Origin of the sequence: Limnoraphis robusta BA-68 BA1, from assembly GCF_034932365.1 — a bacterium.
GTDB lineage: Bacteria > Cyanobacteriota > Cyanobacteriia > Cyanobacteriales > Microcoleaceae > Capilliphycus > Capilliphycus robustus.
Genome location: NZ_JAYGHR010000071.1, coordinates 55,917 through 80,916 on the forward strand (window position 1 = coordinate 55,917; position 25,000 = coordinate 80,916).

Genomic DNA, 25,000 nt, shown 5'->3' on the forward strand with positions numbered 1-25,000 from the left:
AACCGAACCCAATTGAATTCGGAGTTCCAAGTTCACCATTTGTTAGTTAAGTGTAAGAGCGATCAAAGCCTTTTGACTTCTATCGCTCTTGCCTCTGTTCTAACTTTGAACCTAAAACTCCGAACTCTAAAATATGGATTGAATAATGATTGCTGGAATTTAACTGGCGAGATAATCTCCCATGTCCTGTTTGCGTTTACGCAGTTTGGTGAGAGCTTCCCGTTCAATTTGCCGCACTCGTTCGCGACTAATATTCAGACGATCGCCGATTTTGGCCAGAGTCATGGTTTGTCCATTCTCTAAACCGAATCGTAGTGCTAAGACCTGACGTTGCTGTTCGGTCAAGTCTGCCATCAACACTTCCAAATCAGTCCGCAAGGAAGATTGTAAGGCATAGTCTTCAGGAGAGCTAGTGGTATCCTCTAACAAATCTCCTAACTCGGTATCTTGGTTGTCTCCGACGCGCAAATCCAGAGACAGGGGCAGTCTGGCTCGTTCGAGATACTCGCGAATTTGTTTGGGAGTTAGCTCTAACTCGTCGGCGAGTTCACCCATGGTTGCAGCCCGTCCGAGCTGTTGGGCTAGATAACGTTGAGCTTTCTTAATTTTGTTAAGTTTCTCTGTTATATGGATAGGCAAACGAATCGTCCGGCCTTTTTCGGCGATCGCACGGGTGATCGCCTGACGAATCCACCAATAAGCATAGGTCGAGAAGCGATAGCCTTTTGTCGGGTCAAATTTTTCGACTCCACGCTGCATCCCAATTGTGCCTTCTTGGATTAAATCTAAAAGATCGACATTGCGCTTGATATATTTTTTGGCTACAGATACGACTAATCTCAGATTCGCTTCTACCATCTTGCGCTTGGCATTTTGGCCATCTTCGATCGCCTGTTTTAACTCAGTTACCGATAGACCTGCATTTTCTGCCCATTCTGCATAACTAGGTTCCCGACCCAAGCGTTTCGCCAGTTTCTCTCTCCCTTCTTGCAGAATTGCGATCTGTTGCACCTGTTTGCCATAGAGAATTTCTTGCTCATGGCTTAGTAGGGGAACACGACCAATTTCTCGCAGGTAAGCGCGTACTGAATCTGTATCTGTGGGTTTAGCAATCTTCATGGCTGATCTCCCGCTGGATACCTCGGTCTGTAATGATTTCATGTCAAGCCTATTTTCGGAGTTAGGGAGTTCAAAAGTGGGTGCTGCGTCTTTCGGGGGGCTAGCGTGCAGAGCGTGACTCGGCCAACTTTAACCTTTCTCAGCGCATACCCCGTCTCTCTAGCTCGGGTGACGGGCGTTAACATTACTCAACAATTTAGATGTTAAGAATTTTAACATTTCTTAGAACATCTGCCTATCCCCCTTAAGGTTGAATCGGCCCCCGGCTCAAACTTAATCTGTAGACATTACCTGTTATCGAACTTTACATTTGCATCAAGTTAGACAAAATTGCTTAAATTTTTCTGAAGTTTGTCCATCCAAGCCTGACAATGAAAACGGGAAGACAAAGAGATCACGGGACTGGGGGCAGGAGTTGAGAACCCGTGCCTCTCTATATTTGAGATCCCCATCCCCTGTTTTGTCTTCTATCTGAAGTCAATAATGAATTGTCCCTTTAACTTCAATTGAAACGTGCTATGACCTACTGCCTTGGCATTATCACTCACTCTGGCTTGGTGATGGCGGCTGACTCACGCACAAATGCAGGAGTCGATTATATTTCGACTTATCAGAAGCTGTTTGATTTTTCCAACCCCGGAGAACGAGTCATCCTGCTGTGTACCGCCGGAAACTTATCTGTGACTCAAGGGGTTGTCAGTGAACTCGAAAAGGACTTAAAAGTACAAGAGGAAACCAATCTGCACAATATTACCTGTATGTACGAAGTCGCTCGTTATATTGGGGGAAAACTGCGACAAATTCAGCAATATGACGAAGCTTGGCTAAAAAAAGATGGAATTGAAGCGCAATGTACTCTATTATTAGGCGGTCAAATTCACGCACAAACTCCAGAATTGTATCTCATCTACAGTCAGGGAAACTTTATTCACGCCACCCCAGATACTCCATTTTTACAAATTGGGGAAACTAAATATGGCAAGCCCATTTTAGATCGGACTTTAAGTTATGATACCAGTCTTGAAAGTGCGGCTAAATGTGCTTTACTTTCTATAGATTCAACCATGAAGTCTAATATTTCCGTTGGGCCGCCCATTAATCTAATTCTATACGAGAAAGACAGTTTGATGATTAAACATCGTCTGCGTCTGCGCTTAGGTGATCCTTATCTGGCGAAAATTCGTCAGCTTTGGGAAGAATCTCTTAAACAAGCTTTTGATTGCATTCCTCAGATTAACTGGCAATATCGAGAAGATGACTCACCCGAAAATATTCTGATTGATTAAGCCATCAAATCTTCTGAATTTTTGGGGCTGTAGAGGCAGGTTCCGCAATATTGGGTTTGGGAAGATCTCGATCTATATGAACCTGCCCCTACCTAATTTTGGGAGGCGCTGTTTGTTGAAAACATTTTTGTATATTATGCTTAAAGAATGGCTAGCCAAAAATAGTTTTCTGACTCCCCTATGAAAAAGGCTCTCATTTTTGACTTTGATGGAACACTAGCAGATACGCTAGATACGATTGCTAAAATTACCAATCGTCTCTCAGTCGAGTTTGGATATCCACCCGCTAGCCCTGAAGAACTTGCTGAACTTAAAGATCTCAGTGCATGGGAAATTATCAAACGCTCTAAAATTTCTATCTTTAAACTACCCTTTTTACTGCGACGCATCCGAAAAGAACTTCAAAAAGATATTCAATATATTCATCTTTTTCCTCGGATGAAAGAAGTTTTAGAAGAATTAAATCATCAAGGTTATTCTCTGTATATTATCACCTCAAATGCCAAAGAAAATGTGATTCTTGTTCTTGAGAATTATCAAATTCTACATTTATTTCATCGGATTGATTCTGCTTCGACTCTATTTGGAAAATCGAGATATATAAGAACAGTTCTCAAACAAGAAAATTTACAACCTGAACAAGCGATTTATATTGGTGATGAAACCCGAGATCTAGATGCCGCAAAAAGAGCTAAAATTAGAAGTATTGCCGTTAGTTGGGGTTTCAACTCTCCTGATATTTTGTCCCAACATCGCCCGGATGCTTTAATTGATAATCCTGATGAACTTTTAGAAGTCCTCAACAGATTGAATCGTTATTCCTCTTGTTCTGTTACGGACTCTCTTCATCACGACTGAGTGCCATTAAAATGGCTCGTTGGCTGACATTTTTGTAAATTGTATCTAAATATTTCATTACCGTTTCACTGGCTGAAATTGAACGGCTAGCCCCTTGATTTCCAGCATATTCTAGGGGAATAGTTCCCAAAACGTTTAACACATTATCAGAAGTAGAGGGCGGTGCAATGACGACTAAAGAAGGGTCTAGTTGTTCATTATAGTTCCAAAATTCTTCAACTTTGGGAGGATAAGAATTAACGGTTTGAGTCTCAAGTAACACTTGAGGTTTGGTCTCAGTTTCCGCTTGAGTTTGACTGCGTAATTGGCGTAAATTCGCGATAATTTGCTCTTGGGTACGACCCCGCAATTTAAATAATACAAACGGATCTTCACTAAAGCGATCGCCTAACATATAATAAACTGCACCGATATGTTTACAGGGATTCGCTTTGTCTGGACAGCTACAGTGAGCGTGAACATCATCGAGGCTAAAGGGAAACAACCTTAAACCATTGGTAGCAAAAACTTCTTCGATATTTTGAGGCATTTCTCCCGCTAACAATTTAGCAGAAAAGATCGCCCGTTGAGATAGGGTTTCAGTCACAAAATCCCATTCTTCATCACTAAATTGATCGAGCCAGAGTGAGACTTCATAGGGTTCGGGTTGAGTTCCCTGAACTTTGGCTTGAACTTTTTCGTCTTGAAAATCAATACTCAATACATTTCCCTGTCGGGCGTAATTTCTGGCTCGTTCTAGGCGTTTTTTAAAGCGATATTTATCGAGTAAATCTAACCATTGCTGTGACCACCATTCTTGATCCGTTTCAACATCGAAGTTTGTCATAATTTCTAAATCCGTAGGTTTTCAAGTTTTGTAGCTTGGCGTCGAGTGAGCGAGACCCAACATTTTCCAGATCTTAGATTATTCTTCTTCATCAATCACCGAATTTCGATCCAGAATCAATAAATTTCTTAAACCATCGGTATCAAGTTCAGTTAACCAGTCTTCTCCCGCTCCTACGACTTGTTCAGCTAAGGCTTTTTTACTTTCAATTAAATCATGGATTTTTTCTTCTAAGGTTCCGTTACAAACAAATTTATGAACCTGAACATTTCGCGTTTGACCAATTCTAAAAACCCGATCTGTCGCTTGATTTTCAACGGCGGGGTTCCACCAGCGATCAAAGTGAAAAACATGATTCGCCCGAGTTAAATTTAAACCCACTCCTCCCGCTTTTAAGGATAATATAAAAATCGGTGGCCCTTGAGGATCTTGTTGAAAACGATCAATCATTTCTTCCCGTTGGGCTTTGCGAGTCCCCCCATATAAATATAAAACTTCTCGATTTAACTGTTGTTCTAAATAGGGTTGTAGCAGTTTTCCCCATTCCGCAAACTGTGTAAATATAATAGCATGATCGCCTTCAGAAATCAATTCTTCTAACATTTCTTTTAAGCGTTGTAACTTTCCAGAGTTGGCTGTTAAATTCTGATTTGCTGCTTTTTTCTTTCCCGTTTTTGTTTCTTTTTCGGTGATTAAAACTGGATGATTACAAAGTTGTTTCAACTTCACTAACAACGCTAAAATCATTCCTCGGCGTTGAATTCCGGTGGCTGCGTCGATGTCAGCTAAGGACTGATCAACAATTTTTTGATAAAGAGTTGCTTGTTCAGTTGACAGTGAACAAAAGACGGTATTTTCCTGCTTTTCGGGTAAATCTTGGATAATATCTTTGTCGGTTTTCAAGCGACGTAAAATAAACGGTTGTACCAATGAACGTAAGATTTTTAAGGAGTCTGTATCGCCATATTTTTCGATAGGAATTGCAAATCTTCGCTGAAAAAATTGTCGTTGTCCTAGATATCCTGGGTTGAGAAAATCCATAATTGACCACAATTCAGACAGGCGATTTTCGACTGGGGTTCCTGTTAAAGCGATTTTAAAGTTTGCTTGTAGATTTCTAACGGTTTTTGATTGTCTAGCTTCCGGGTTTTTAATATTTTGAGCCTCATCTAAAACCAAGCCTTTCCAATTTACTGTTTTCAGTTCTTTCTCATCTCTAAACGTTAACGGATAGCTAGTAATTATTAGATCATATTTTTGTGCAAAGGGAGTGAATGTTTTTCCTTTTTTGCGTTTATCGCCATGATGAACCGTGACTTTTAAAGTGGGACTAAACCGTTTAACTTCTCGTTCCCAGTTTCCTAAAACTGATGTCGGACAAACCAATAAAACGGGAGCATCTAAACTGCTATTTTCTTGCAGATATAATAAAAATGCAATTAATTGTATTGTTTTTCCTAACCCCATATCATCGGCTAAACAAGCCCCCAAACCCCATTCTTCTAAAAAGGCTAACCAACTTACACCCCTGGCTTGGTAAGGACGTAATTCGCCTTTAAAATCATTGGGGGTTTTAATCTCAGCTAACGAACGATTATTATTTAATGTATTTAAAAGTTCTTCTAATTTACCCCCCGCTTCAAAATTAACAACAGGTAACTTTTCTATCATTTGCGAGTCACCCGTTGATAAGCGTAAAGCATCTTCAAGGGTGAGAGAAAGTTTATCTTTGCGACTCGAAAAGAAGGTTTGAGCGGCTTTAATATCAGATGGACGGAGTTCAACCCATTCGCCGTTAATTTCAACTAAGGGACTTTCTTGAGCGACTAAACGGTTAAATTCGGCTTGGGATAAGGTTTGACCCCCAATGGATAATTCCCATTTAAAATTCAATAGACTATTTAAACCTAAACCACCCTTTTGTTTAGCATTAGATGTTGCTGCTTGAATACTGAGTCCTAAACGGTTCGCCCATCCATTTTGACTGGCTAAACTAGGCGGTAATATCACGCCTAAACCGCTATCAGTAAACCGCCAAGCGATACTTTTAATAAAGTCATAGGCTTGGAGAGGCGTTAATAAACAAGAATGAGGTTTAGCTTCTTGTAAACTGGGTTCAATCAGAGGATAAAGTTTTGAAGCTAAACCTAAACCTCTGAGAAGGGTTTCTTGAGGGCGTTTAATCATGCGTCCCTGATGAACAAAGGCTTCAACGGGATGCGTCCAAATCGTTTGAGCGTTCACTAAAAATTCAGGTTCATCAATGGCTTGTAAACAATAGTCTAATCTCCAATTTTTGGTTTTTTGACTGGGAGGAGATAACTGAAAAGCTGTTCTGAATAGATTGTGTTCAGCGAGGGTTTGTTGGAGGGGTGCTGTCCAATTTTCGAGGATTTTTGCTAAATTTTCTGCTTCTGATTTGTCGGATTTAATTTGATTGGAATCGCTGGCTAAAGCCTGTAACCAACTCTGAACAAAAGGCTGAATGCTGGGTAGGTTTTTTAGGGCTTTTTTATCGCTTTCTTCTGAGCCTTTTCGGACTTGATTATCAAGGGTTTCGGTTAAAAAATTATCGATTAAATCTTGAGGATTTGAAGGTAAATTTAAGGAAATATTTTCGATTTCTTCTTCGGATTTTTGGGGGAGAACTTGATACATCCGACAAGCGGATGGGATTTGTTTGGTAAAACGAATGAGTCGGGCTTGATCTATGGCACTATCGAGTAAAGGTTGCCATTTAGCCAACAGGTTTTTTGAGGAGTTAGATGTGAGACTGGGTAAAAATTTGCTGCGGGCGAGTAAATCTATACTCCAACGGCAAACATGAGACCAAAACTGCAAATCTGTTCCGATTAATGAATTTTCTGCGGTAATATTTCCTAATGGAATCGATTGTAAAAACTGAAAGGCTTCTGTACTCTTGAGACAAATTCCTTCAACTTTCCAAGGATAAAGATAGAGGGAATGATCGGAATTTTCAGAATGAGTTTGAGCGGTTGACTGTAGGGGATTTAAGGCTAAATTGTTAGAAATTTCAGTGGGAATAGCGATAACTTTTGTAGCGACTTCTTCAGGGTTTACTGAAAATTGATGCTCCTTTAGCCACTTGTTAAGTTGAGTTGCTGTTAAAGCAAAAGGAAAAGTCAAAACCCCCTCAGCTTGATTGAATTCGTTCGGGGCGATCCGACGCCAGCTTTCTCCCCAAATAAATAGATAACTTTCGGGTTGCTGGAGCCAACTTCCATGTAAAATTGCCATTTAAAAATAATCCTTAGACTTCCAACTTCAATCAGCTAATGTGGGTTTAAATCATTGCTTGATCGGTTAATTAATCCCTTGATTATTGATGAAACTTGAGCAACAGACTAATATCCGCAGGCTTGTTTCGTCTAACCTGTTATTGAACAAAGTGTTGGATATACTGTATTCAAGCATCCTGTGGGGATAGATTAACCAACGGGTCACTGATCTAGTATAATGTGCAACTATATTCAACAAACTAGCTCAGAATCTCGCAGTGAGCTGACCTCAAACGACCGAACAAAAAAAGGAAGAGTTGAGCATGATCTAAAACCCAAGAATTTCACAATTGCCCCGATTCGGAGAATTGATGGCAGAGTTCAGCAAATGACACCAATCTAGCCCTTTCGGGCAACTCCATTAGTAAAAATCAGTTCACCGAATCTCCGACGAACACAGAAACGGGTGCTACGCCTCTAACTCGGTATTATACTGATCTTAGGCATCGATTGGCTGTTTTTTCAAGAATGAGGGTGGGGAAATCACAACCTCCTGCCCATTGGTTCTATCCTCTGTGCCTCGGTGAGAAGCCTACAGCCATCAGAGTATAGAGCGAGACAAGACAGGAAAGCAAAGGTCGTCGAGAACACCAAACTTTTCCTGTTGGAGAACGCAAAAGAATAGTGGAAAGAGAAGGAAGATAGCATACATGGAAGAAATGGACAAGTCAATATCCTTTGATGGACGGGATATTAGACTGAAGATTGGATTACTGGCGCCTCAGGCAGGTGGAGCGGTATTAATCGAGTCGGGAGATACATCAGTTTTAGTCACTGCAACTCGTGCTGAAGGAAGACCCGGAATAGATTTTCTGCCGTTGTTAGTAGACTATGAAGAACGACTCTATGCAGGAGGCAGAATTCCAGGCGGTTTCCTGCGTCGAGAAGGACGTCCACCCGATCGCGTAACGCTCACCAGCCGTCTGATTGACCGTCCGCTACGTCCTTTGATTCCCGATTGGGTTCGTGATGATATTCAAATCGTCGCCACAACCCTCTCAATGGACGAACAAGTGCCGCCAGATGTGTTAGCGGTAACGGGGGCATCAGTAGCGGTTTTGTTGGCTCAAATCCCCTTTTTTGGGCCGATGGCAGCCGTGCGAGTCGGACTGTTAGGGGATGATTTTATCATTAATCCCACTTACAGAGAAGTCAGAAACGGAGATTTAGATCTCGTCGTTGCAGGTTCTCCACATGGGGTGGTGATGGTGGAAGCAGGCGCAAACCAACTCCCCGAACAGGATATTATCGAAGCGATTGATTTTGGCTATGAAGCGGTCTGTGACCTGATTAAAGCCCAACAAGAAGTCGCCCAAGAACTTAATATCATCATCGCACCGGGAGAACCTCCTCAAGAAAATAGCGATTTACTGGAGTTGATTCGAGAACGCGCTAGCGAACCGATTAAACACGTTCTCAAACAGTATCATTTTACGAAAAGCGAACGGGATGCAGCGCTTGACGAAATCAAACTCACCCAAGTCGAAGAAGCGATCGCGCCAAAGCCGGAAGATGATCCGTTAAAAGTGATCACGGCTGAAGATCCAAAAGCCGTTAGCCGCATTTTCAAAGACATGACCCGTCAATTGATGCGACAACAAATCATTCAAGACGGGATGCGGGTTGATGGTCGCAACCTCGATCAAGTGCGTCCGGTATCTTGTCGAGTTGGGTTCTTACCGAAGCGAGTTCATGGAAGCGGCTTGTTTAACCGAGGGTTAACACAAGTTCTGTCGATCGCCACTTTGGGAACCCCCGGAGACGCTCAAGACTTGGATGACTTGCATCCGCAAGACGAAAAACGCTATATGCACCATTACAACTTCCCGCCCTATTCTGTGGGTGAAACGAAGCCAATGCGTTCACCGGGAAGACGAGAAATCGGACATGGTGCCTTAGCTGAACGGGCTTTGTTACCTGTGTTACCCGTCAAGGATCAGTTTCCCTACGTGATTCGGGTGGTTTCAGAAGTGTTATCCTCCAATGGTTCCACCTCGATGGGTTCGGTGTGTGGTTCGACTCTATCCTTGATGGATGCAGGTGTACCCATTTCTAAACCTGTGAGTGGGGCGGCGATGGGTTTAATTAAAGAAGGCGAAGAAGTCCGCATTCTCACTGATATTCAGGGAATTGAAGACTTTTTAGGAGATATGGACTTCAAAGTTGCAGGAACTGATAGCGGGATTACCGCCCTGCAAATGGATATGAAGATTACAGGCTTATCCATTGATACCATTGCTCAAGCCATTCATCAAGCCAAACCCGCCCGTTTGCATATTTTAGAAAGTATGCTAGAGGCGATTCAAAAACCCCGTTCTGATTTGTCTCCCTTTGCGCCTCGTTTGTTAACCATGAAGATTGATCCCGATCTGATTGGTTTGGTGATTGGGCCTGGTGGAAAAACCATTAAAGGAATTACCGAGGAAACGGGCGTCAAAATTGACATTGATGATGATGGGACTGTTACCATTGCTTCAACCGATAGCGATAAAGCCGCCCGGGCTTGTCAGATTATCCAAGGGATGACGCGCAAACTCAATGAAGGCGATGTCTATGTCGGACGAATTACGCGGATTATCCCTATTGGGGCATTTGTGGAAGTGCTTCCGGGTAAAGAAGGGATGATTCACATTTCCCAGTTGGCTGATTATCGGGTTCCTCGAGTCGAAGATGAAGTCGCCATTGGGGATGAGGTGATTGTCAAAGTTCGTGAAATTGACAGCAAAGGACGGATTAACCTGACGCGCTTGAATATTCACCCCGATGAAGCTGCTGCTGCCAAAGCTGCCGCCGGAGGATCTGTCAAGTAGGAGTCATTTGATCATCGCGTAGATCGACTTCAAAAACTGGCGATCGCTGTGATGTCATATTACAGCGATTGCGCTGCCCTTGATCGCTACACTCAGGGAATAGGGGACAGGAAACAGTAACGAGTGAACAGTGAACAGTCACACCGATACCAGTGTTGTAGGGGCGGGTTCCGCATTAATTTATGTCTCTAAGCGATAACTGATATAAACCCGCCCTTCTTCTTCACAGTCACCAGTTTTTCAGTTATTAGTCCTATTGCCTCTTGCATGGCTGCCTTCTGCCTTGTGTAGCATTATTTTTTCAATTTCAAATTAAAACATTAATAGCAGCTTTTGAAGGCATTTCTAGTTGATCATTTGTAAATCGACAACAGTCTTGGGTTAACAAAGCCTGATCTATTTCACCGAAGAGATGAAGGAAGACTGGCTTGAGATTTCCGACGTCGCATGGCTTCCCCGACGGTAACATTAACTTGAGCGCCAATTAGCATCACCAAAGACGCAATATAGAGCCACAAAAGCAAGATGATAAACGCTCCAATGGCACCATAAGTAATGTTATAATTCCCAAAATGGGTAACATAGAGACGAAACAAATTAGAAATCACCGCCCATAAAATAGCAGCTAAAATTGCACCCGGAACTAGGGGTGTTTCTGGCTGTCGTTGACTTGGCCCAAAGCGATAAATCAAGGCAAAATTTGTCGCTACAATTCCCAAAGCGATCGGCCATCTTAACTGTTTCCAGGTACTCGGTAAGGTTTTAAGGAGTAGACATTGTTGGACTGGCGGTTGTTCGAGACAGTCTTTGATTTGATCTAGGGGACAAGTTCCGACTGTTTCGAGAATACAACTTTTACGGGCAAGAATTTCGACGACCACATCGCTAATAAACACTAACCCACAGGCAACAATTAATAATAAAATAGTGCCGATAGCCAAAGCGATCGCGATTAATTTGTCTTCCCAAAAGGATCGGAGCCGCTCTCGGGGGACTCGATGAATATGGTTTAAAGCCACCATCGCCGAACCAATCACCCCAGAAAATAGCCAGATAGAGACGAGGAAACTAAAGGAAAATAACTCTTCACTGCGGGTAATCAGCATTCGTTCCCAAACCGTAGAAATCTGAACTTGCACTTCCTGGGGGACAACGACAGCCAGCAGGGTGCCCATTTCCTGAAGGGTATTCTGCAAGGAATCGGATAAACTAATTGCTGCGATGATCGACAGCAAAGCTGGAAATAGGGCTAAAGTCGAGTTATAGGCCATTTCTGCGGAAAGACCATTTAGGCGTTGTTCTGCGGTGCAGATCACAACTTCTTTGAGGGTTGTCCAGTTGATATAAAGAAAAAAGCGAAAAAAGTGGAAAATTCCCTTGGGGATTTTTCTCAAAATCGCTTTGAGATGGCGGTAGACAACAATTAAAGCATCTGCCGTTTTCTCTGCCGCTTGTTCGAGTGAAATCTTGAGTTTAGCGTGATTAAAGGTTTGCCATTTGCCTCTGTTCAACTCAAGTGAGATCCCAAACAGGCTCGCCAGTTGCTCAAGTAAGGTCTTGAACACCGCCCAAACCCAGGAAAACACTGCGACAATGAGATTGGCCAATAGCTCCGCCAACCGCTCGACGAGCTGATGAATCGCGATTAGGTAAAACACTTGCCGAAGTCTTAAACTATCCTCATTCTAAAATCTAAGTATTGAACAGTCTCCATCAAATTTGATATGGCTCAGGATGTCCGACAATGGTTAGATGAGATCAAACGCCTAAAACAGCAGTTAACCGAGGTGCAGCGTGAGCGGGATGCGGCGCTCGAGAGTGCCAACCAGTGGCGTCAGCTTTATAGTACCGAAGCTCAACAACGACGGGAAGAAGTCAAGCGCAATCAAGAAATAATAGGGGCTTTGCGATCGCAGCTTGAACAGTTAGAACAAAAGTTCTCGGTGCCTCAGAGTGAGATTTTATCGAAGGTGACGATTAATCGGGAAATTGAGCGACTACAATCTGAGGATGAGATGAAGGCGAAATTGGTGCAAGTGATGCTCGAACGTGATCGCGCTCGGGATCAAATTCGCCAGTTAAGTGAGTCTCTCGAACAGGAGAAAGCCAATCATCTGCAAACCCGCAATAGTTTAACAACGGCTTTGGGGGATACGGTTGACTTGTTAACGAAAGCCAAAGGTCAATCTTCATCCAGTCCGGGGGAAACGAAGCCGAAAATTGAACTGTTGCCCCCCGAAGCCTTTGAGGATCACTCCTCTAAATTGACTCAACTTCCCCAAGGAACTCAACTGCCTCTCCCTCAGCTTCCCCCAATGGATGAGTCTGAGGACTAGACAGTTGGGTTGTTGATTTTCAAAATTGTGTGCGGTCTATCCTAAAATCCCATGACTTTGGCGACGGTTTCAATATCGGGTGCTATGCCTTGTTTGAAGGGGTTGTTGCAGTGTTCGATCGCGGTGCTGGGATCTTTTAAGCCATTTCCAGTTAGGACACAAACGATGGTTGCTCCCGTCGGTACTTGGTCTTTGACTTTGAGTAAACCTGCCACAGAAGCAGCGCTAGCGGGTTCACAGAATATGCCTTCTTCTGAGGCCAGTAACCGATAGGCGGCTAAGATTTCATCGTCGGTGACGGCAGCAAAACTGCCTTGACTGGCTTGTTGGGCGGCGATCGCTAAATTCCAACTGGCAGGGTTGCCGATGCGGATAGCGGTGGCTAGGGTTTCCGGTTGGGCGATGGGATGACCCTGGACAATGGGGGCGGCTCCGGCAGCCTGAAATCCCATCATTTGGGGGAGGCGATCGCAATGGTTATCGGCGTGATATTGACAAAATCCCATCCAGTAGGCGGAGATATTTCCGGCGTTTCCGACGGGGATACATAGCCAGTCGGGAGCATTGCCTAAAGCATCGACTATTTCAAAGGCGGCGGTTTTTTGACCTTCTAGGCGGTAAGGGTTGACCGAGTTGACTAAGGTGACGGGATAATGGTCGGCGACCTCTCGCACGATGTTTAAGGCTTGGTCAAAGTTGCCTTGAATGGCTAAGACTTCGGCTCCGTATAACAAGGCTTGAGCGAGTTTGCCGACGGCGACATAGCCATCGGGAATGATCACAAAGGCTTTTAACCCAGCTCGGCGTGCATAGGCGGCGGCGGAAGCTGAGGTGTTTCCGGTACTGGCACAGATCACCGCTTTACACCCTTCTTCTTTGGCTTTGGAAATGGCCATCGTCATGCCTCGGTCTTTGAAGCTGCCTGTCGGGTTGAGTCCGTCGTATTTGACGTAAACTTGGACTTGTTTACCGATGATTTGAGCAATGGAAGGAACGGGAAGTAGAGGCGTGTTTCCTTCTTGCAAGGTGACAACGGGTGTCGCTTGGCTGACAGGAAGGTAGGGGCGGTATGCTTCAATTAAACCCGGCCAGCCCTTGAGTTGAACTTGATTGGTCGATAAAGTTAGCGTCATCTCGGTTTGAAGTTTGATTTCTAATTAAAAAAACTTGACAAATTTAATATTATATGTTATGTAGCGAACCGTTGAATTTTTCACAATTTGATGGCTCGATCAGTTGACAGAGCAGAGGGTTTAGTGCGATTCTTAATCCCAGTTTACCGTGTTTATCACAACTGATTAGAAAAACAAAGGGATTTGATCTGGCTCTCAATTCAAGTTTGCGTTTAGGTTACGGTATAGTTAAAACTCGTAAGTAAATATATTCAGATGCCTAGTCAACTGCTGATGTCAACACATTCATCTACTTTATCCCGGCCTGAGAACTTGGATGCAACGGTTAAACAAGCTAGCCGTGCAACGGACTCATCTGCTTCTAGCACTCTAAAACTAGGTTTGATTAAGTGTCCATACAATGTTGATCAGCAAGTGAAATTGCTTCACCTGCAAGCCGAGGTGGACACGCTGCTGTTGCAACTGCAAACCATCAAGCAGCAACGTTTGATCACTCCGCGAACAGAAGAACTGGACAGCATTTCCCGCCAAAACAAGCGGTAAAGGTATAATTGCATTGAGCAAATGTCATTGCTCTTGTAAACTGGAAGAGGGTAGAGCTTCATCGGTTATACTCGATGGCTTGACATCCGGTTAAAGGCTGCGACTTCCTGCTATCTCTGGTTATCAAAGCAGAGATGTTGCTAATATTATCTTTGAGCTTCAATCTCAACCCTTTAATTTCCCTTTTGAAATTAAGGTTTCTTCCAGGCTTGATCTTCCTGGAAATTTAAAACTGTTTAAGAACACACTAACTCAACTGTTTAGTGTAAGGATTTTACTGAGAAAAATCATCCATGACCCTATCTATTGAAAGTCCAGAGAGTCTAAAATCGACTCAGAACCCGTCCGATTTGCGCTTGAGAGATATTATAAAAACTCTACCTCGTGAAGTTTTCATCAAAAACAAACGCAAGGCCTGGACTGTAGTTATTATCAATGTTAGTCTTGTGATTTTAGGCTACATTGCGATCGCGTTATCTCCCTGGTTTTTACTTCCCATAGCTTGGATTTTTACCGGAACTGCATTAACCGGTTTTTTTGTGATTGGCCATGACTGTGGTCATCGTTCTTTTGCCAATAGTCGCTGGGTCAATGACTTAGTGGGTCATCTGGTCTTCTTACCCCTAATTTACCCGTTTCATGGTTGGAGAATTGGCCACAATCACCACCACAAACATACCAATAAAATGGGTGAAGATAATGCTTGGCATCCTTGGACTGTTGAAGTCTATGAAAACTGTGACACAGCGACTCAATTCGTGTACCAATTAGGCCGAGGACGGGTATGGTGGATTGCTTCTATCTTACACTGGGCTAATGTCCATTTTTACTGGCCAGAATTTGAAGGCAAACAACGAGAACAGGTGAAGTTTTCAGCTTTAGTTGTGATTGGATTTGCTGCAATTGTCTTTCCAACTTTAATCGCAACCACAGGGATTTGGGGATTTGTTAAGTTTTGGTTGATGCCTTGGTTAGTCTACCATTTCTGGATGAGTACCTTTACTTTAGTTCACCACACTTTCCCCGATATTCCGTTTAGCCCTGCCGAAAAATGGCACGAAGCAATGGCTCAATTATCTGGAAGTGTTCACTGCAATTATCCGGGTTGGGTAGAGTTTCTGTGTCACGATATTAACGTTCATGTTCCTCACCACATCTCTACTGCAATTCCTTCTTATAACCTGCGAAAAGCCTACAGCAGTATTAAGGAAAATTGGGGAGAATATCTCTATCCTGAACAGAATTTCTCTTGGGAACTGATGAAGGAAATTACAGATCAATGTCACTTGTATGACGAAGAAAACTGTTATAAATCCTTCAAGCAATATTACAGCAAAAACTAAGCTGATTGAAATTCAATTTTAGAGGCGTTCTCCCGGAACGTCTTTTTTTTGTCAGAGTTAGATATCCTCGCTTAAAATAAACTTCATCGCTTGATTTAAAAGTTCTTCTGGATTAACAATTTGTTCTAATTCTGTCGGTTCATAGCGTCCTTCTTCAACTTCTAGAGAAGCTTTGTTAATGGCTTGTGAATAGGCTTTTTTATTTAAAAATTCCCAAAAATTGTGAGAATATGATGCACCCTACATTGGTGATGAATTGATAAAATCTAATAAGTTTTTATCGGCAATAACATAAGTTTTTGCTGGATTTTTAAGCTTTTCAACTTTATTTTCTGCTACCGCTTTTTTTAACCATTCTCGCATTTGTCCGATTTGTACATCTAAACGTTCGGTGAGAGATTTATCATCTAACGGTTCTTGTAGATGTTTTAATAGAATTGGTAGAACCGCTTGATAAATTTCTTCAGCAGGAGAAACAGAACTAATTGGTTCTTCTAAAGTATTTGGTGCAGAAATAGATTCATTCTCTACTAATTTTTCCGCAGTTTCAGCCGGATGTGTTTCTAAATTTACTTCTAAATTAGAGACATTTTCTGAGATTGTTTCTGCCTCTTTTTCTTCCTCAATAGTTTTCTCTATTAATTCTGGCGGTTTTGAGAGAAAATTATGTAAATAATCATTCCACTCAATCAGTTTAAACGCTCTTGCACCTTGCTCAACCAATTGTTGATTTCCTTCGGGAACATTGTCTTCCATTCTCACCCAAAGCGGAACATCTTTCATTTTTTCTAACGCTTCAATTGCACCCGCCCAAGTTCCACCTTTCCCCACAGAAGAACTAATAACTAAAGCATAATTGGCTAAAGCATAAATATATTTATTCCGTCCCATTGCATTCCCCACAGAAAAACCAGCGTTGGGATCGTAGGTAGAAATTAAAGTTAGTTGACCCTCTCGAATACTGTCTCTATATTTGCCTAAAGTTGCAGCTTTGAGTAAACTATCTGCTAAGACACCGATGGCGTTTCCTCCGGCTTCTAATATCCCCAACATTGACGCTTGATCGACTCCTTTCGCTCCCCCGGAAATAATTTGAATTTCCTCTTTCGCACAAATTCGAGCAATTTGCTGAGTATATTCTACCGCTTCTTCGTCAATATCTCGCGAACCAACGACGGCTAATCCTCCTTTAGAAAGTAATTCTATCTCACCCACACCATAAAGAATTGCTGGGGCTGAATGTTTTAATCTTTGCTTGAGAAATCGAGGATATTCCGCATCACCCCGACCTAAAATCCAGACTCCTTGATTCGTCCATTGTTCGATAGCAAAAGCGTACTTTGCACCCCGTTCGAGTAAGCTTTCAATTCGGGTCGGATCGAGTTTTTCGCTGGCTAAATTTTTCAGGTCTGTTGGCTGATTTGGAGTTAATAAATCTTGAGGTCGCATCTGATTTTTATGCAACCATTTGGCTAATATATTATACTCTTTCAGGGTTAAGGGTTGAGGTTCAGCTTGTCGATTTTCTCCAAAACTTCCACAGAGTAATAAGATGGCTTGAGTATCAGCAGAAACCGTAAAATTCATCATCATTTAATCACTTGTAAAGCCTAAAGAATTCTGAGTCAAAGCAATCGGAAAAACGTTTCCACTTCCGGCTTGACGTAAAACAGCAGCAACGACTGTAAATGTCCAGCGAGAATCAACAAAATCATCCACTAAAAAAACCGATCCTTTCATTCCTTCCCAACTTTCAACTACAAACACACCATCTAAATTATGAGCTTGTTGATAGCTGTTACTCATGGTTTTTTGAGGTTGATTTTGACGAACTTTTTTCACCACCGGAACAAACGGTAATTCTAATTGATTGGCGAGTCGTTGGGCGAAGTTTGGAACTAATTCAGGACGTTTTAGGGAAGGTACACAAGTCACCCAACTCGGAAAAGGTTGAGGCTTCCAGCGTTGAATCATTTCCACCATGCCTTGTACTAAAGTATCACTAAAGTTGCCATCTTCATACTTTCCTTTTTTTACCAATTCTCCCCATCCCGCATCCCCCCAGAGAGATAATGATCGACCTTCTTCTGCCTTTAAATGTTTTTGAATGTTACCAGAAAAACCGTAAGTTTGCAAGGCTTGTGGAGTCCATTGTTTGCGAGGTGAAATAATTTGATCACTGCGGCGAAGATATTGAATAGCTTGATTAATTCGCTCTGTTGAACAGGTGATCGGAAGTAAAGGTTTCCCCAAACAAACCGCACATTTACCGCAAGGAACACAGTTAGGATCATCAAGAGCATGGGCGAGAAATTGCATTAAACAATGTTGAGTTTCCATATAGTCTCGCATCTGTTCTTGTTCTTGATAACGAATTTCAGTTAATTGTTGAATCTTTTTTAAATCCGGTTGATAAATTACAGGTGTAGCAAACCATTTAGAACCTCGTTTAGTGACGGGAGTTGGAGATTCCAGCGATAACAGTTTTAAGACTTTGGTAATTTGACCTTGAGAGAGGTTTAAATACTGCTGAATCTGAGGAATTGATAACCCTTCTTCGGCTTTATTTAGACTGTCTAAAACTTGTTGAGTATGAGCTTCTGGGGGGAAAGCGGTTTGAATAAAATAGTTGGTGATTTCTTCGTCTTCTTCCCCACTTAATAAAATACCATAGGCTGATTGCACCGCTCGTCCGGCTCGTCCAACTTGTTGATAATAATGAATGACTGAACCGGGACGTTGATAGTGAATTACAAACCCCAAATCGGGCTTATCAAAACCCATTCCTAATGCTGTGGTTGCAACTAATGCTTTGAGTTGATTATTCAACAGTTGATCTTCAAGCATTTCTCGGTTTTCTTGAACATCAGCATGGTAAGGTTTAGCATGAATTCCATTTTGTTGTAACCAATCAGCAATTCGTTCTGTATCTTTGACTGTTAACGCATAAATTATACCACTTCCCGGTAAATTAGGGAGGTTTTCAACTAACCATGCTAAACGTTCAGCAGGACTCGAAAGTTTAATATTTTGAAGCTTTAAACTTGAACGAGTTAAATTTCCTTTAAATAGCACCATATCCTCACCCAATTGAGCAACAATATCACGCACTACTCGATTATTTGCGGTGGCGGTTGTGGCTAAAGCGGGAATATTGCGGGGTAAGGCTTGTAACACTCGAACTATGCGGCGATAATCGGGACGAAAATCATGTCCCCAGTCCGATATACAATGGGCTTCATCAACAACAAATAATCCAATTCTTTGGGAAATTTGGGAGAGAACCGTGTTTTGAAATTCTTCATTTGCCAATCGTTCGGGAGAGATTAATAAAAGGTCAATTTCTCCATTAATTAATTGACTGCTAACAGCTTCCCAGTCTTCGGTATTACTAGAATTAATCGTTGCAGCTTTAACGCCAATTCGTTCGGCAGCTACAATTTGATTTCGCATTAAGGCTAACAACGGTGATATTAATAATGTCGGCCCGCTTCCTTGTTCTCTAAAAAGACGAGTTGTGAGAAAATAAACTAAACTTTTCCCCCATCCTGTCCGTTGTACGACTAACAATTGAGAGCGATTTTCTACTAATTCTGCGATCGCTTCCCACTGTCCAGAGCGAAAATTTGCATCAGGATTATTCAGGGCTTGACGTAATAGCAATAAAGCCCGATCTTTCAAAGCGTTATTCATTTTTAATGCACACTGATTCGTTAATTTGGCGATATTATTCTATTTTGAATGGTGTTTTTAGTTCAGACAAAGTTTCTTAAAAAATCTTAATTTTAGGGTAAATTATACCAACTAAAATTGAAATGAAACCCCGTTATATAGATTGTTAAATAATAGTATAGCGAGTTCTGTATAGGCGGGTTGTAGAAGCGGGTTGTAGAAGCGGGTTGTAGAAGCGGGTTGTAGGGGCGGGTTCGAGTTAAGCTAGAATTCTAACAGAAAACTGTTATAAACCCGCCCCATCCCCACAATTCCACCCAAAAATTACCAGAAAAGCGTGTTGTAGAAGCGAGTTGTAGGGGCGGTTTGTAGGGGCGGGTTCGAGTTAAGCTAGAATTCTAACAGAAAACTGTTATAAACCCGCCCCATCCCCACTAGAATTCTAACAGAAAACTATTATAAACCCGCCCCATCCCCACAATTTAACCCAAAAATAACCCGAAAATTATTGATAGGTTGGGGGCGGGTTTATTCAGGTTTTTTCTAGGTCATAAACATTAACGCGAACCCGCCCCTACAAATGGTGGGAATTATTGATAGGTTGGGGGCGGGTTTATTCAGGTTTTTTCTAGGTGATAAACATTAACGCGAACCCGCCCCGACAAACGTTTTTACTGTCCCCACCACAATTTAATCGTGTTGTCACAACTCCCACTGGCTAAGGTTCGACCATCGGGACTGAAAGCGACAGACCAGACCTTATGTGAATGTCCGGTGAGCGTGGCAATTTCCCGTTGAGTCCGCACATCCCACAATTTGATCGTGTAGTCATTACACCCACTGGCTAGGGTTCGACCATCGGGACTGAAGGCGACAGATATGACACTATCTGAATCTCCGGTGAGAGTAGCAATTTCCCGTCGGGTCTGCACATCCCACAATTTGATCGTGTAGTCATTACACCCACTGGCTAAGGTTCGACCATCGGGACCGAAAGCTACAGACAAGACATAATTAGAATGTCCGGTGAGCGTGGCAATTTCCCGTTGAGTCTGCACATCCCACAATTTGATCGTGTAGTCATCACTCCCACTGGCTAGGGTTCGACCATCCCGACTGAAGGCTACAGACTCGACCCCCTTTGAATGTCCGGTGAGCGTGGCAATTTCCCGTTGAGTCTGCACATCCCATAATTTGATCATGTTGTTAGAACTCCCACTGGCTAAGGTTCGACCGTCGGGACTGAAGGCTACAGACCCGATCCAACTTAAATCTCCGGCGAGAGTGGCAATTTCCCGTTGAGTCTGCACATCCCACAATTTGATCGTGTTGTCATAACTCCCACTGGCTAGGGTTCGACTATCGGGACTGAAAGCTACAGACGAGACATTATCTGAATGTCCGGTGAGAGTGGCAATTTCCCGTTGAGTCTGCACATCCCACAATTTGATCGTGGTGTCACAACTCCCACTGGCTAAGGTTCGACCATCGGGACTGAAAGCTACAGACCAGACAACATTTGAATGTCCGGTTAAAGTCGTGATTAAAGTAGGATTTTGCCAATATATCGGGGAAGTTTGAACAGGTTTTGGTCGAGGAGAAACTGGAGATTTATTTTTTAATGCTGAAATCGGGGAAGTTTTAACAGGTTTTGGTCGAGGATAAACTGGAGATTGATTTTTCAACGCTTGTAAAACTTCTGCAACGGACGAAAAACGATTTTCAATATTTTCTTGTAACAGCTTATCTAAAATTTTCCCCAATTCTTGACTCACCGAACCCTTTAAAGACGTTCGCCAGTTTCCCGTCCAACTGTAACCTTGTCTGACGAATAATTCGTAGGGATGTACATCGGTTAGCAGGTGAAAACAGGTTGCTCCCAAACTAAATAAATCACTCGCAGGATAAGCTTCGCCCCCTAACATTTGTTCGATGGGTGCATAACCGAACGCTCCGATTTGAGTCCCGATTTGAGTTGATAACACGGTTTTTGATAACTCTTTGGCAACCCCAAAATCGAGCAGAACAAACTGACCATCCTCCCGACGCTGGATAATATTTTCGGGTTTAATATCCCGGTGAATGACGTTTTTTTGATGGATAAACTCAATCACGGGTAATAAACTGAGTAACAGGTCTTTAACTTGCTGTTCGCTCCAAACGCCTTGCTGTTCTAAAAGTTCTGATAAGTTCTCGCCTTCAATATATTCTTGAACTAAATAAAGCTGGTTTGTGTCGTCAAAATAGGCGGATAATGTGGGAATTTGGTCATGTTTTCCCAGTTGTTGGAGTTGTCGGGCTTCCCGTTCAAAGAGTTCGATTGCTTTTTGTAATGCTGCGGTTCCCTGCACGCTCGGCACAAACTGTTTAACCACACAATATTCTTTTAGTTTATCATTATCTTCTGCCAAATACGTTCGACCAAATCCCCCCTGTCCCAACAGTTTAATGATGCGAAACCGCCCCCGCAGCAGGTCGGGGATTTTCACCCCGCAAGCCTGACAGTAAATTACGTTATCGGGGTTTTGCGGCTTAGGACATTGGGGGTTGATGCAGCATTTCATGGTTTGGAAGAATGATTATTTATTTCTATTTTGCCCGAATTTTCTGAAAATTAACCCTTTTGCGTTCATTGAATATTATACCCCAAATTGGGCGGTTTTATTGGCCAATAAAAACCCGGTTTCTTGAAGAAACCGGGTTTTTGTAACTTCTGCGAAACCGGGTTTTTGGGATAAAGCAGGTTTTTGGGATGTATTGCTGTTAAAATAATACAATTACTAAAACACTGTATCAATACACAAATCAATGCTAACCCAAGACAAACAACAAAAACACAATTGGAAACCGATTATTAAACAATTTGAAGCAATAGTCGGAAAACGGGGCGTGGTTCAACGCAAGGAAGAATTATTAGTTTATGAATGCGATGGACTCACCAGTTATCGCCAACGTCCCGCTTTAGTTGTCTTACCTCGAAGCACTGAAGAAGTCGCCGAAGCCGTGAAAATATGCGATCGCTATAATCTTCCTTGGGTGGCGAGAGGGGCGGGAACGGGCTTATCTGGAGGCGCTTTACCCGTCGAAGATTGTGTTTTAATTGTCACGGCGTTGATGCGAAAAATCCTAAATGTTGACCTCGAAAATCAACGAGTTGTCGTACAACCGGGGGTCATTAATAATTGGGTAACGCAAACCGTTAGCGGGGCGGGATTTTATTATGCACCCGATCCTTCCAGTCAAATTATTTGTTCAATTGGCGGAAATGTTGCGGAAAATTCTGGGGGAGTTCACTGTTTGAAATATGGGGTAACAACCAATCATGTTTTAGGCTTAAAAATTGTCACGCCTGAAGGTGAAATTGTTGATATAGGCGGGGAAGTTCCCGAAATGCCGGGATATGATTTAACAGGTTTATTTGTGGGTTCGGAAGGAACGTTAGGAATAGCCACAGAAATCACGTTAAGAATTCTCAAAGCCCCAGAAAATATTTGTGTTTTATTGGCAGATTTCCCCACCATAGAAGCGGCAGGGGCGTCGGTTTCTGATATTATTAGTGCGGGGATTATTCCAGGGGGAATGGAAATCATGGATAATCTCAGTATTAATGCGGTTGAAGATGTTGTGAATACGGGGCTTTATCCGCGAGATGCCGGGGCGATTTTGTTAGTTGAAGTTGACGGTTTAGAAGTCGAAGTCGCGGAAAATAAACAACGAGTTGCGGAGATTTGTAAAAACAACGGGGCGCGTAATATTACAGTAGCTTCTGACCCAGAAAAACGCCAAAAAATTTGGAAAGGACGGAAAGCAGCGTTTGCAGCAGCAGGTCATGTTAGCCCGGATTATTATGTGCAGGATGGGGTAATTCCGCGTACTCAAATGGTTTATGTTTTGAAAGAAATTGAGGCTTTGAGTGAGAAATATGGTTATCGAATTGCTAACGTATTTCATGCGGGAGATGGCAACCTTCACCCGTTGATTTTGTATGATAATTCTGTTAAAGGGGCGTTAGAAGTTGTTGAAGAAATTGGCGGAGAAATTCTCAAGATTTGTGTGAAAGTTGGGGGAAGTCTTTCGGGGGAACATGGCATAGGTTCGGACAAGAGTTGTTATATGCCGGAAATGTTTAATGAAACGGATTTAGAAACGATGAAATGGGTGCGAGAGGTGTTTAATTCTAAGGGTTTAGCTAACCCCGGAAAGCTATTTCCTACGCCTCGAACCTGTGGAGAATCTGCGAAAGTTCAGAATGTGAAACAGTTTGAAGGGGCTGAGGTTTATTAAAAATAATCCCCCTAAATCCCCCTTGAAAAGAATCCCCCTAAATCCCCCAATCCCCCTCCCGTCCCCCTTAATAAGGGGGAAGCCAAAGGAAGCTTCGCTTTGATTTATACGGGGGACTTTTAAGCCTATTCCTTCCTCTTATTCCCCCCTTTTTAAGGGGGGCTAGGGGGGATAAAAGGGGGGTGGGGGGTTAGGCGAGGGGGAATTTTTCCGGTTCCCTCTCCTCGTAGGAGAGGGTTAGGGAGAGGTAAAAAAATTAGGTTTAACTTTGAGATAACCGCTTAACTTCTCCTCCCCCTAACATCTGATGAGTTTCTGCTAATAAAGTAGGAATTTTGTCAGCGTTGGGGCTATTTGCCAAACAGTCTTTTAAATCAACTTCTTCAACAGTAGCGGCGTTTTTTCCGGGGAACCAATGACCCCCATTTCCTAATAAATTATACCGCATTTTTCCGTATTCTACCAGATCGTAAGCGATCGCCAAATTTCGCAGCCATAAAATAACGGGAATATTGATGTTATTGGGCGTATTTTCAGGGGTGGGTAAGCCTATTTGCCAAGTTTTAAACCAATCTTTTCCTAAAGATGCGATCGCCTCTTGTTCTAAGCGTTCTAAAATGGGAGGTAAAATTTCATCATATCGATATAATAGATTAATCGTTTTTAAATGTTCATCAAAATCAGTGGGTTTAGAAGCCCCAATACTCAAGGTATGCACTGAGGGATGACTCAAACAAAACAAGTCATTAAACACCATTGGACTCAACGGTGAACAAAGTTCAACCAATTTTTTAGGCGGGTTATAGAGTTTTCCACCTTTGTCTGAGGGACTAATAATAAATACCCCAAGATCATGGCGAGTTGCGGCTTCAATGGCAGGCCAGTTTAACTGATTGATATAATACCAATGCAGGTTTACATAATCAAATTGATCGGTTTCTATGGTTTTTGTAATCACATCAGTCGGCCCATGAGTGGAGAAACCAATAAACCTTACTTTGCCTTGATCTTGAAATTTTCGGGCTTCATCAAGACAACCACCGGGTCGAATTGTCCAGTCGAGTGTCTCGGGAGTATTAATACCATGAATCCCCAATAAATCGATATAATCTAACTGCAAAAAAGCCAAAGATTGATGAAATTCACGGCGAAATTCTTTGGGGTCTTTAGTGGGAGAAACTTTGGTTTGAACAATCAATTGTTCACGGGGAAATTTAGGTAAAATTTGCCCGAGTTGCATTTCGGAAGTTCCATATCCCCTAGCCGTTTCAATGTGATTAATCCCACATTCGAGAGAACGATGAATGGTCGCTTCTAGATTTTTTTGATTCTCAATTGGAATTTGATCGGCTGGAATATCTTGCCATTTGTGCTGATACCGCATTCCTCCACAAGAGAATACAGGCATCGGCAATTCTGTACGTCCAAATCGTCTATAATACATCATAGGAATGAGAGGACTAACGACTTTATTTTCCAGTTTATCTATTC

At 42.5% G+C, this 25,000-nt stretch carries 16 protein-coding genes; 7 read left to right on the forward strand and 9 right to left on the reverse strand.

Features of this window, described 5'->3' with window-relative positions; translation table 11 throughout:
- Nucleotides 1-159 precede the first annotated feature (159 nt).
- The gene (locus tag VB836_RS20045; RefSeq protein WP_323221917.1) at nucleotides 160-1,119 is read right to left on the reverse strand and encodes an RNA polymerase sigma factor, RpoD/SigA family; all 960 of its coding nucleotides are present in this window, start codon (nucleotides 1,117-1,119) and stop codon (nucleotides 160-162) included.
- Nucleotides 1,120-1,637: 518 nt separating this feature from the next.
- Here VB836_RS20045 and VB836_RS20050 point away from each other — a divergent pair.
- Together VB836_RS20050 and VB836_RS20055 are read left to right on the forward strand one after the other, a co-directional pair.
- Complete coding sequence (locus VB836_RS20050; protein ID WP_046277707.1) at nucleotides 1,638-2,405, forward strand: proteasome-type protease; 768 nt, start codon at nucleotides 1,638-1,640, stop codon at nucleotides 2,403-2,405.
- A gap of 180 nt (nucleotides 2,406-2,585) precedes the next feature.
- Nucleotides 2,586-3,263 carry an HAD-IA family hydrolase gene (locus VB836_RS20055; RefSeq protein ID WP_323221920.1) on the forward strand — a complete coding sequence of 226 codons (678 nt, stop codon included), beginning with the start codon at nucleotides 2,586-2,588 and terminating at the stop codon, nucleotides 3,261-3,263.
- On the opposite strand, the gene VB836_RS20060 is transcribed toward VB836_RS20055, so the two are convergent.
- Complete coding sequence (locus VB836_RS20060) at nucleotides 3,238-4,089, reverse strand: SWIM zinc finger family protein (RefSeq protein ID WP_323221922.1); 852 nt, start codon at nucleotides 4,087-4,089, stop codon at nucleotides 3,238-3,240. The genes VB836_RS20055 and VB836_RS20060 overlap by 26 nt on opposite strands.
- A 78-nt stretch (nucleotides 4,090-4,167) precedes the next feature.
- Nucleotides 4,168-7,347 carry a DEAD/DEAH box helicase gene (locus VB836_RS20065; RefSeq protein ID WP_323221923.1) on the reverse strand — a complete coding sequence of 1,060 codons (3,180 nt, stop codon included), beginning with the start codon at nucleotides 7,345-7,347 and terminating at the stop codon, nucleotides 4,168-4,170.
- Between the two features lie 691 nt (nucleotides 7,348-8,038).
- Here VB836_RS20065 and VB836_RS20070 point away from each other — a divergent pair.
- Nucleotides 8,039-10,198, forward strand: coding sequence for a polyribonucleotide nucleotidyltransferase (locus VB836_RS20070; protein WP_323221925.1), 2,160 nt, complete (start codon nucleotides 8,039-8,041; stop codon nucleotides 10,196-10,198).
- Nucleotides 10,199-10,599: 401 nt separating this feature from the next.
- Here the strand turns inward: VB836_RS20070 and VB836_RS20075 are convergent, their stop codons facing one another.
- The gene (locus tag VB836_RS20075; protein ID WP_235440799.1) at nucleotides 10,600-11,709 is read right to left on the reverse strand and encodes a YihY/virulence factor BrkB family protein; all 1,110 of its coding nucleotides are present in this window, start codon (nucleotides 11,707-11,709) and stop codon (nucleotides 10,600-10,602) included.
- 213 nt (nucleotides 11,710-11,922) lie between these two features.
- On the opposite strand from VB836_RS20075, the gene VB836_RS20080 reads away from it, so the two are divergent.
- Nucleotides 11,923-12,534 (forward strand): hypothetical protein, encoded by a 612-nt coding sequence (locus tag VB836_RS20080; RefSeq protein ID WP_046277702.1) that lies wholly within the window; start codon nucleotides 11,923-11,925, stop codon nucleotides 12,532-12,534.
- A gap of 41 nt (nucleotides 12,535-12,575) precedes the next feature.
- Here VB836_RS20080 and thrC read toward each other — a convergent pair whose 3' ends face one another.
- Nucleotides 12,576-13,667 (reverse strand): threonine synthase, encoded by a 1,092-nt coding sequence (gene thrC, locus VB836_RS20085; RefSeq protein WP_323221928.1) that lies wholly within the window; start codon nucleotides 13,665-13,667, stop codon nucleotides 12,576-12,578.
- A 255-nt stretch (nucleotides 13,668-13,922) separates the two neighbouring features.
- Here thrC and VB836_RS20090 point away from each other — a divergent pair, with 255 nt between their 5' ends.
- Nucleotides 13,923-14,210, forward strand: coding sequence for a hypothetical protein (locus VB836_RS20090; RefSeq protein WP_046281262.1), 288 nt, complete (start codon nucleotides 13,923-13,925; stop codon nucleotides 14,208-14,210).
- 293 nt (nucleotides 14,211-14,503) lie between these two features.
- A complete protein-coding gene (locus VB836_RS20095; RefSeq protein WP_323221932.1) occupies nucleotides 14,504-15,553 on the forward strand; it encodes a fatty acid desaturase in 1,050 nt (349 codons plus the stop codon).
- 240 nt (nucleotides 15,554-15,793) lie between these two features.
- Here VB836_RS20095 and VB836_RS20100 read toward each other — a convergent pair whose 3' ends face one another.
- From VB836_RS20100 to VB836_RS20110, 3 genes are all read right to left on the reverse strand, one after another.
- Complete coding sequence (locus tag VB836_RS20100) at nucleotides 15,794-17,146, reverse strand: DNA-processing protein DprA (RefSeq protein ID WP_323221935.1); 1,353 nt, start codon at nucleotides 17,144-17,146, stop codon at nucleotides 15,794-15,796.
- Nucleotides 17,147-19,246 carry a RecQ family ATP-dependent DNA helicase gene (locus tag VB836_RS20105; protein ID WP_323221937.1) on the reverse strand — a complete coding sequence of 700 codons (2,100 nt, stop codon included), beginning with the start codon at nucleotides 19,244-19,246 and terminating at the stop codon, nucleotides 17,147-17,149.
- Between the two features lie 650 nt (nucleotides 19,247-19,896).
- Nucleotides 19,897-21,789, reverse strand: a complete 1,893-nt coding sequence (locus tag VB836_RS20110; protein ID WP_323221939.1) for a serine/threonine-protein kinase — start codon at nucleotides 21,787-21,789, stop codon at nucleotides 19,897-19,899.
- Between the two features lie 244 nt (nucleotides 21,790-22,033).
- On the opposite strand from VB836_RS20110, the gene glcD reads away from it, so the two are divergent.
- Nucleotides 22,034-23,509, forward strand: coding sequence for a glycolate oxidase subunit GlcD (gene glcD, locus VB836_RS20115; RefSeq protein WP_323221941.1), 1,476 nt, complete (start codon nucleotides 22,034-22,036; stop codon nucleotides 23,507-23,509).
- Between the two features lie 262 nt (nucleotides 23,510-23,771).
- Here the strand turns inward: glcD and VB836_RS20120 are convergent, their stop codons facing one another.
- Nucleotides 23,772-24,953 carry an aldo/keto reductase gene (locus VB836_RS20120; RefSeq protein ID WP_323221969.1) on the reverse strand — a complete coding sequence of 394 codons (1,182 nt, stop codon included), beginning with the start codon at nucleotides 24,951-24,953 and terminating at the stop codon, nucleotides 23,772-23,774.
- Nucleotides 24,954-25,000: the final 47 nt, after the last annotated feature.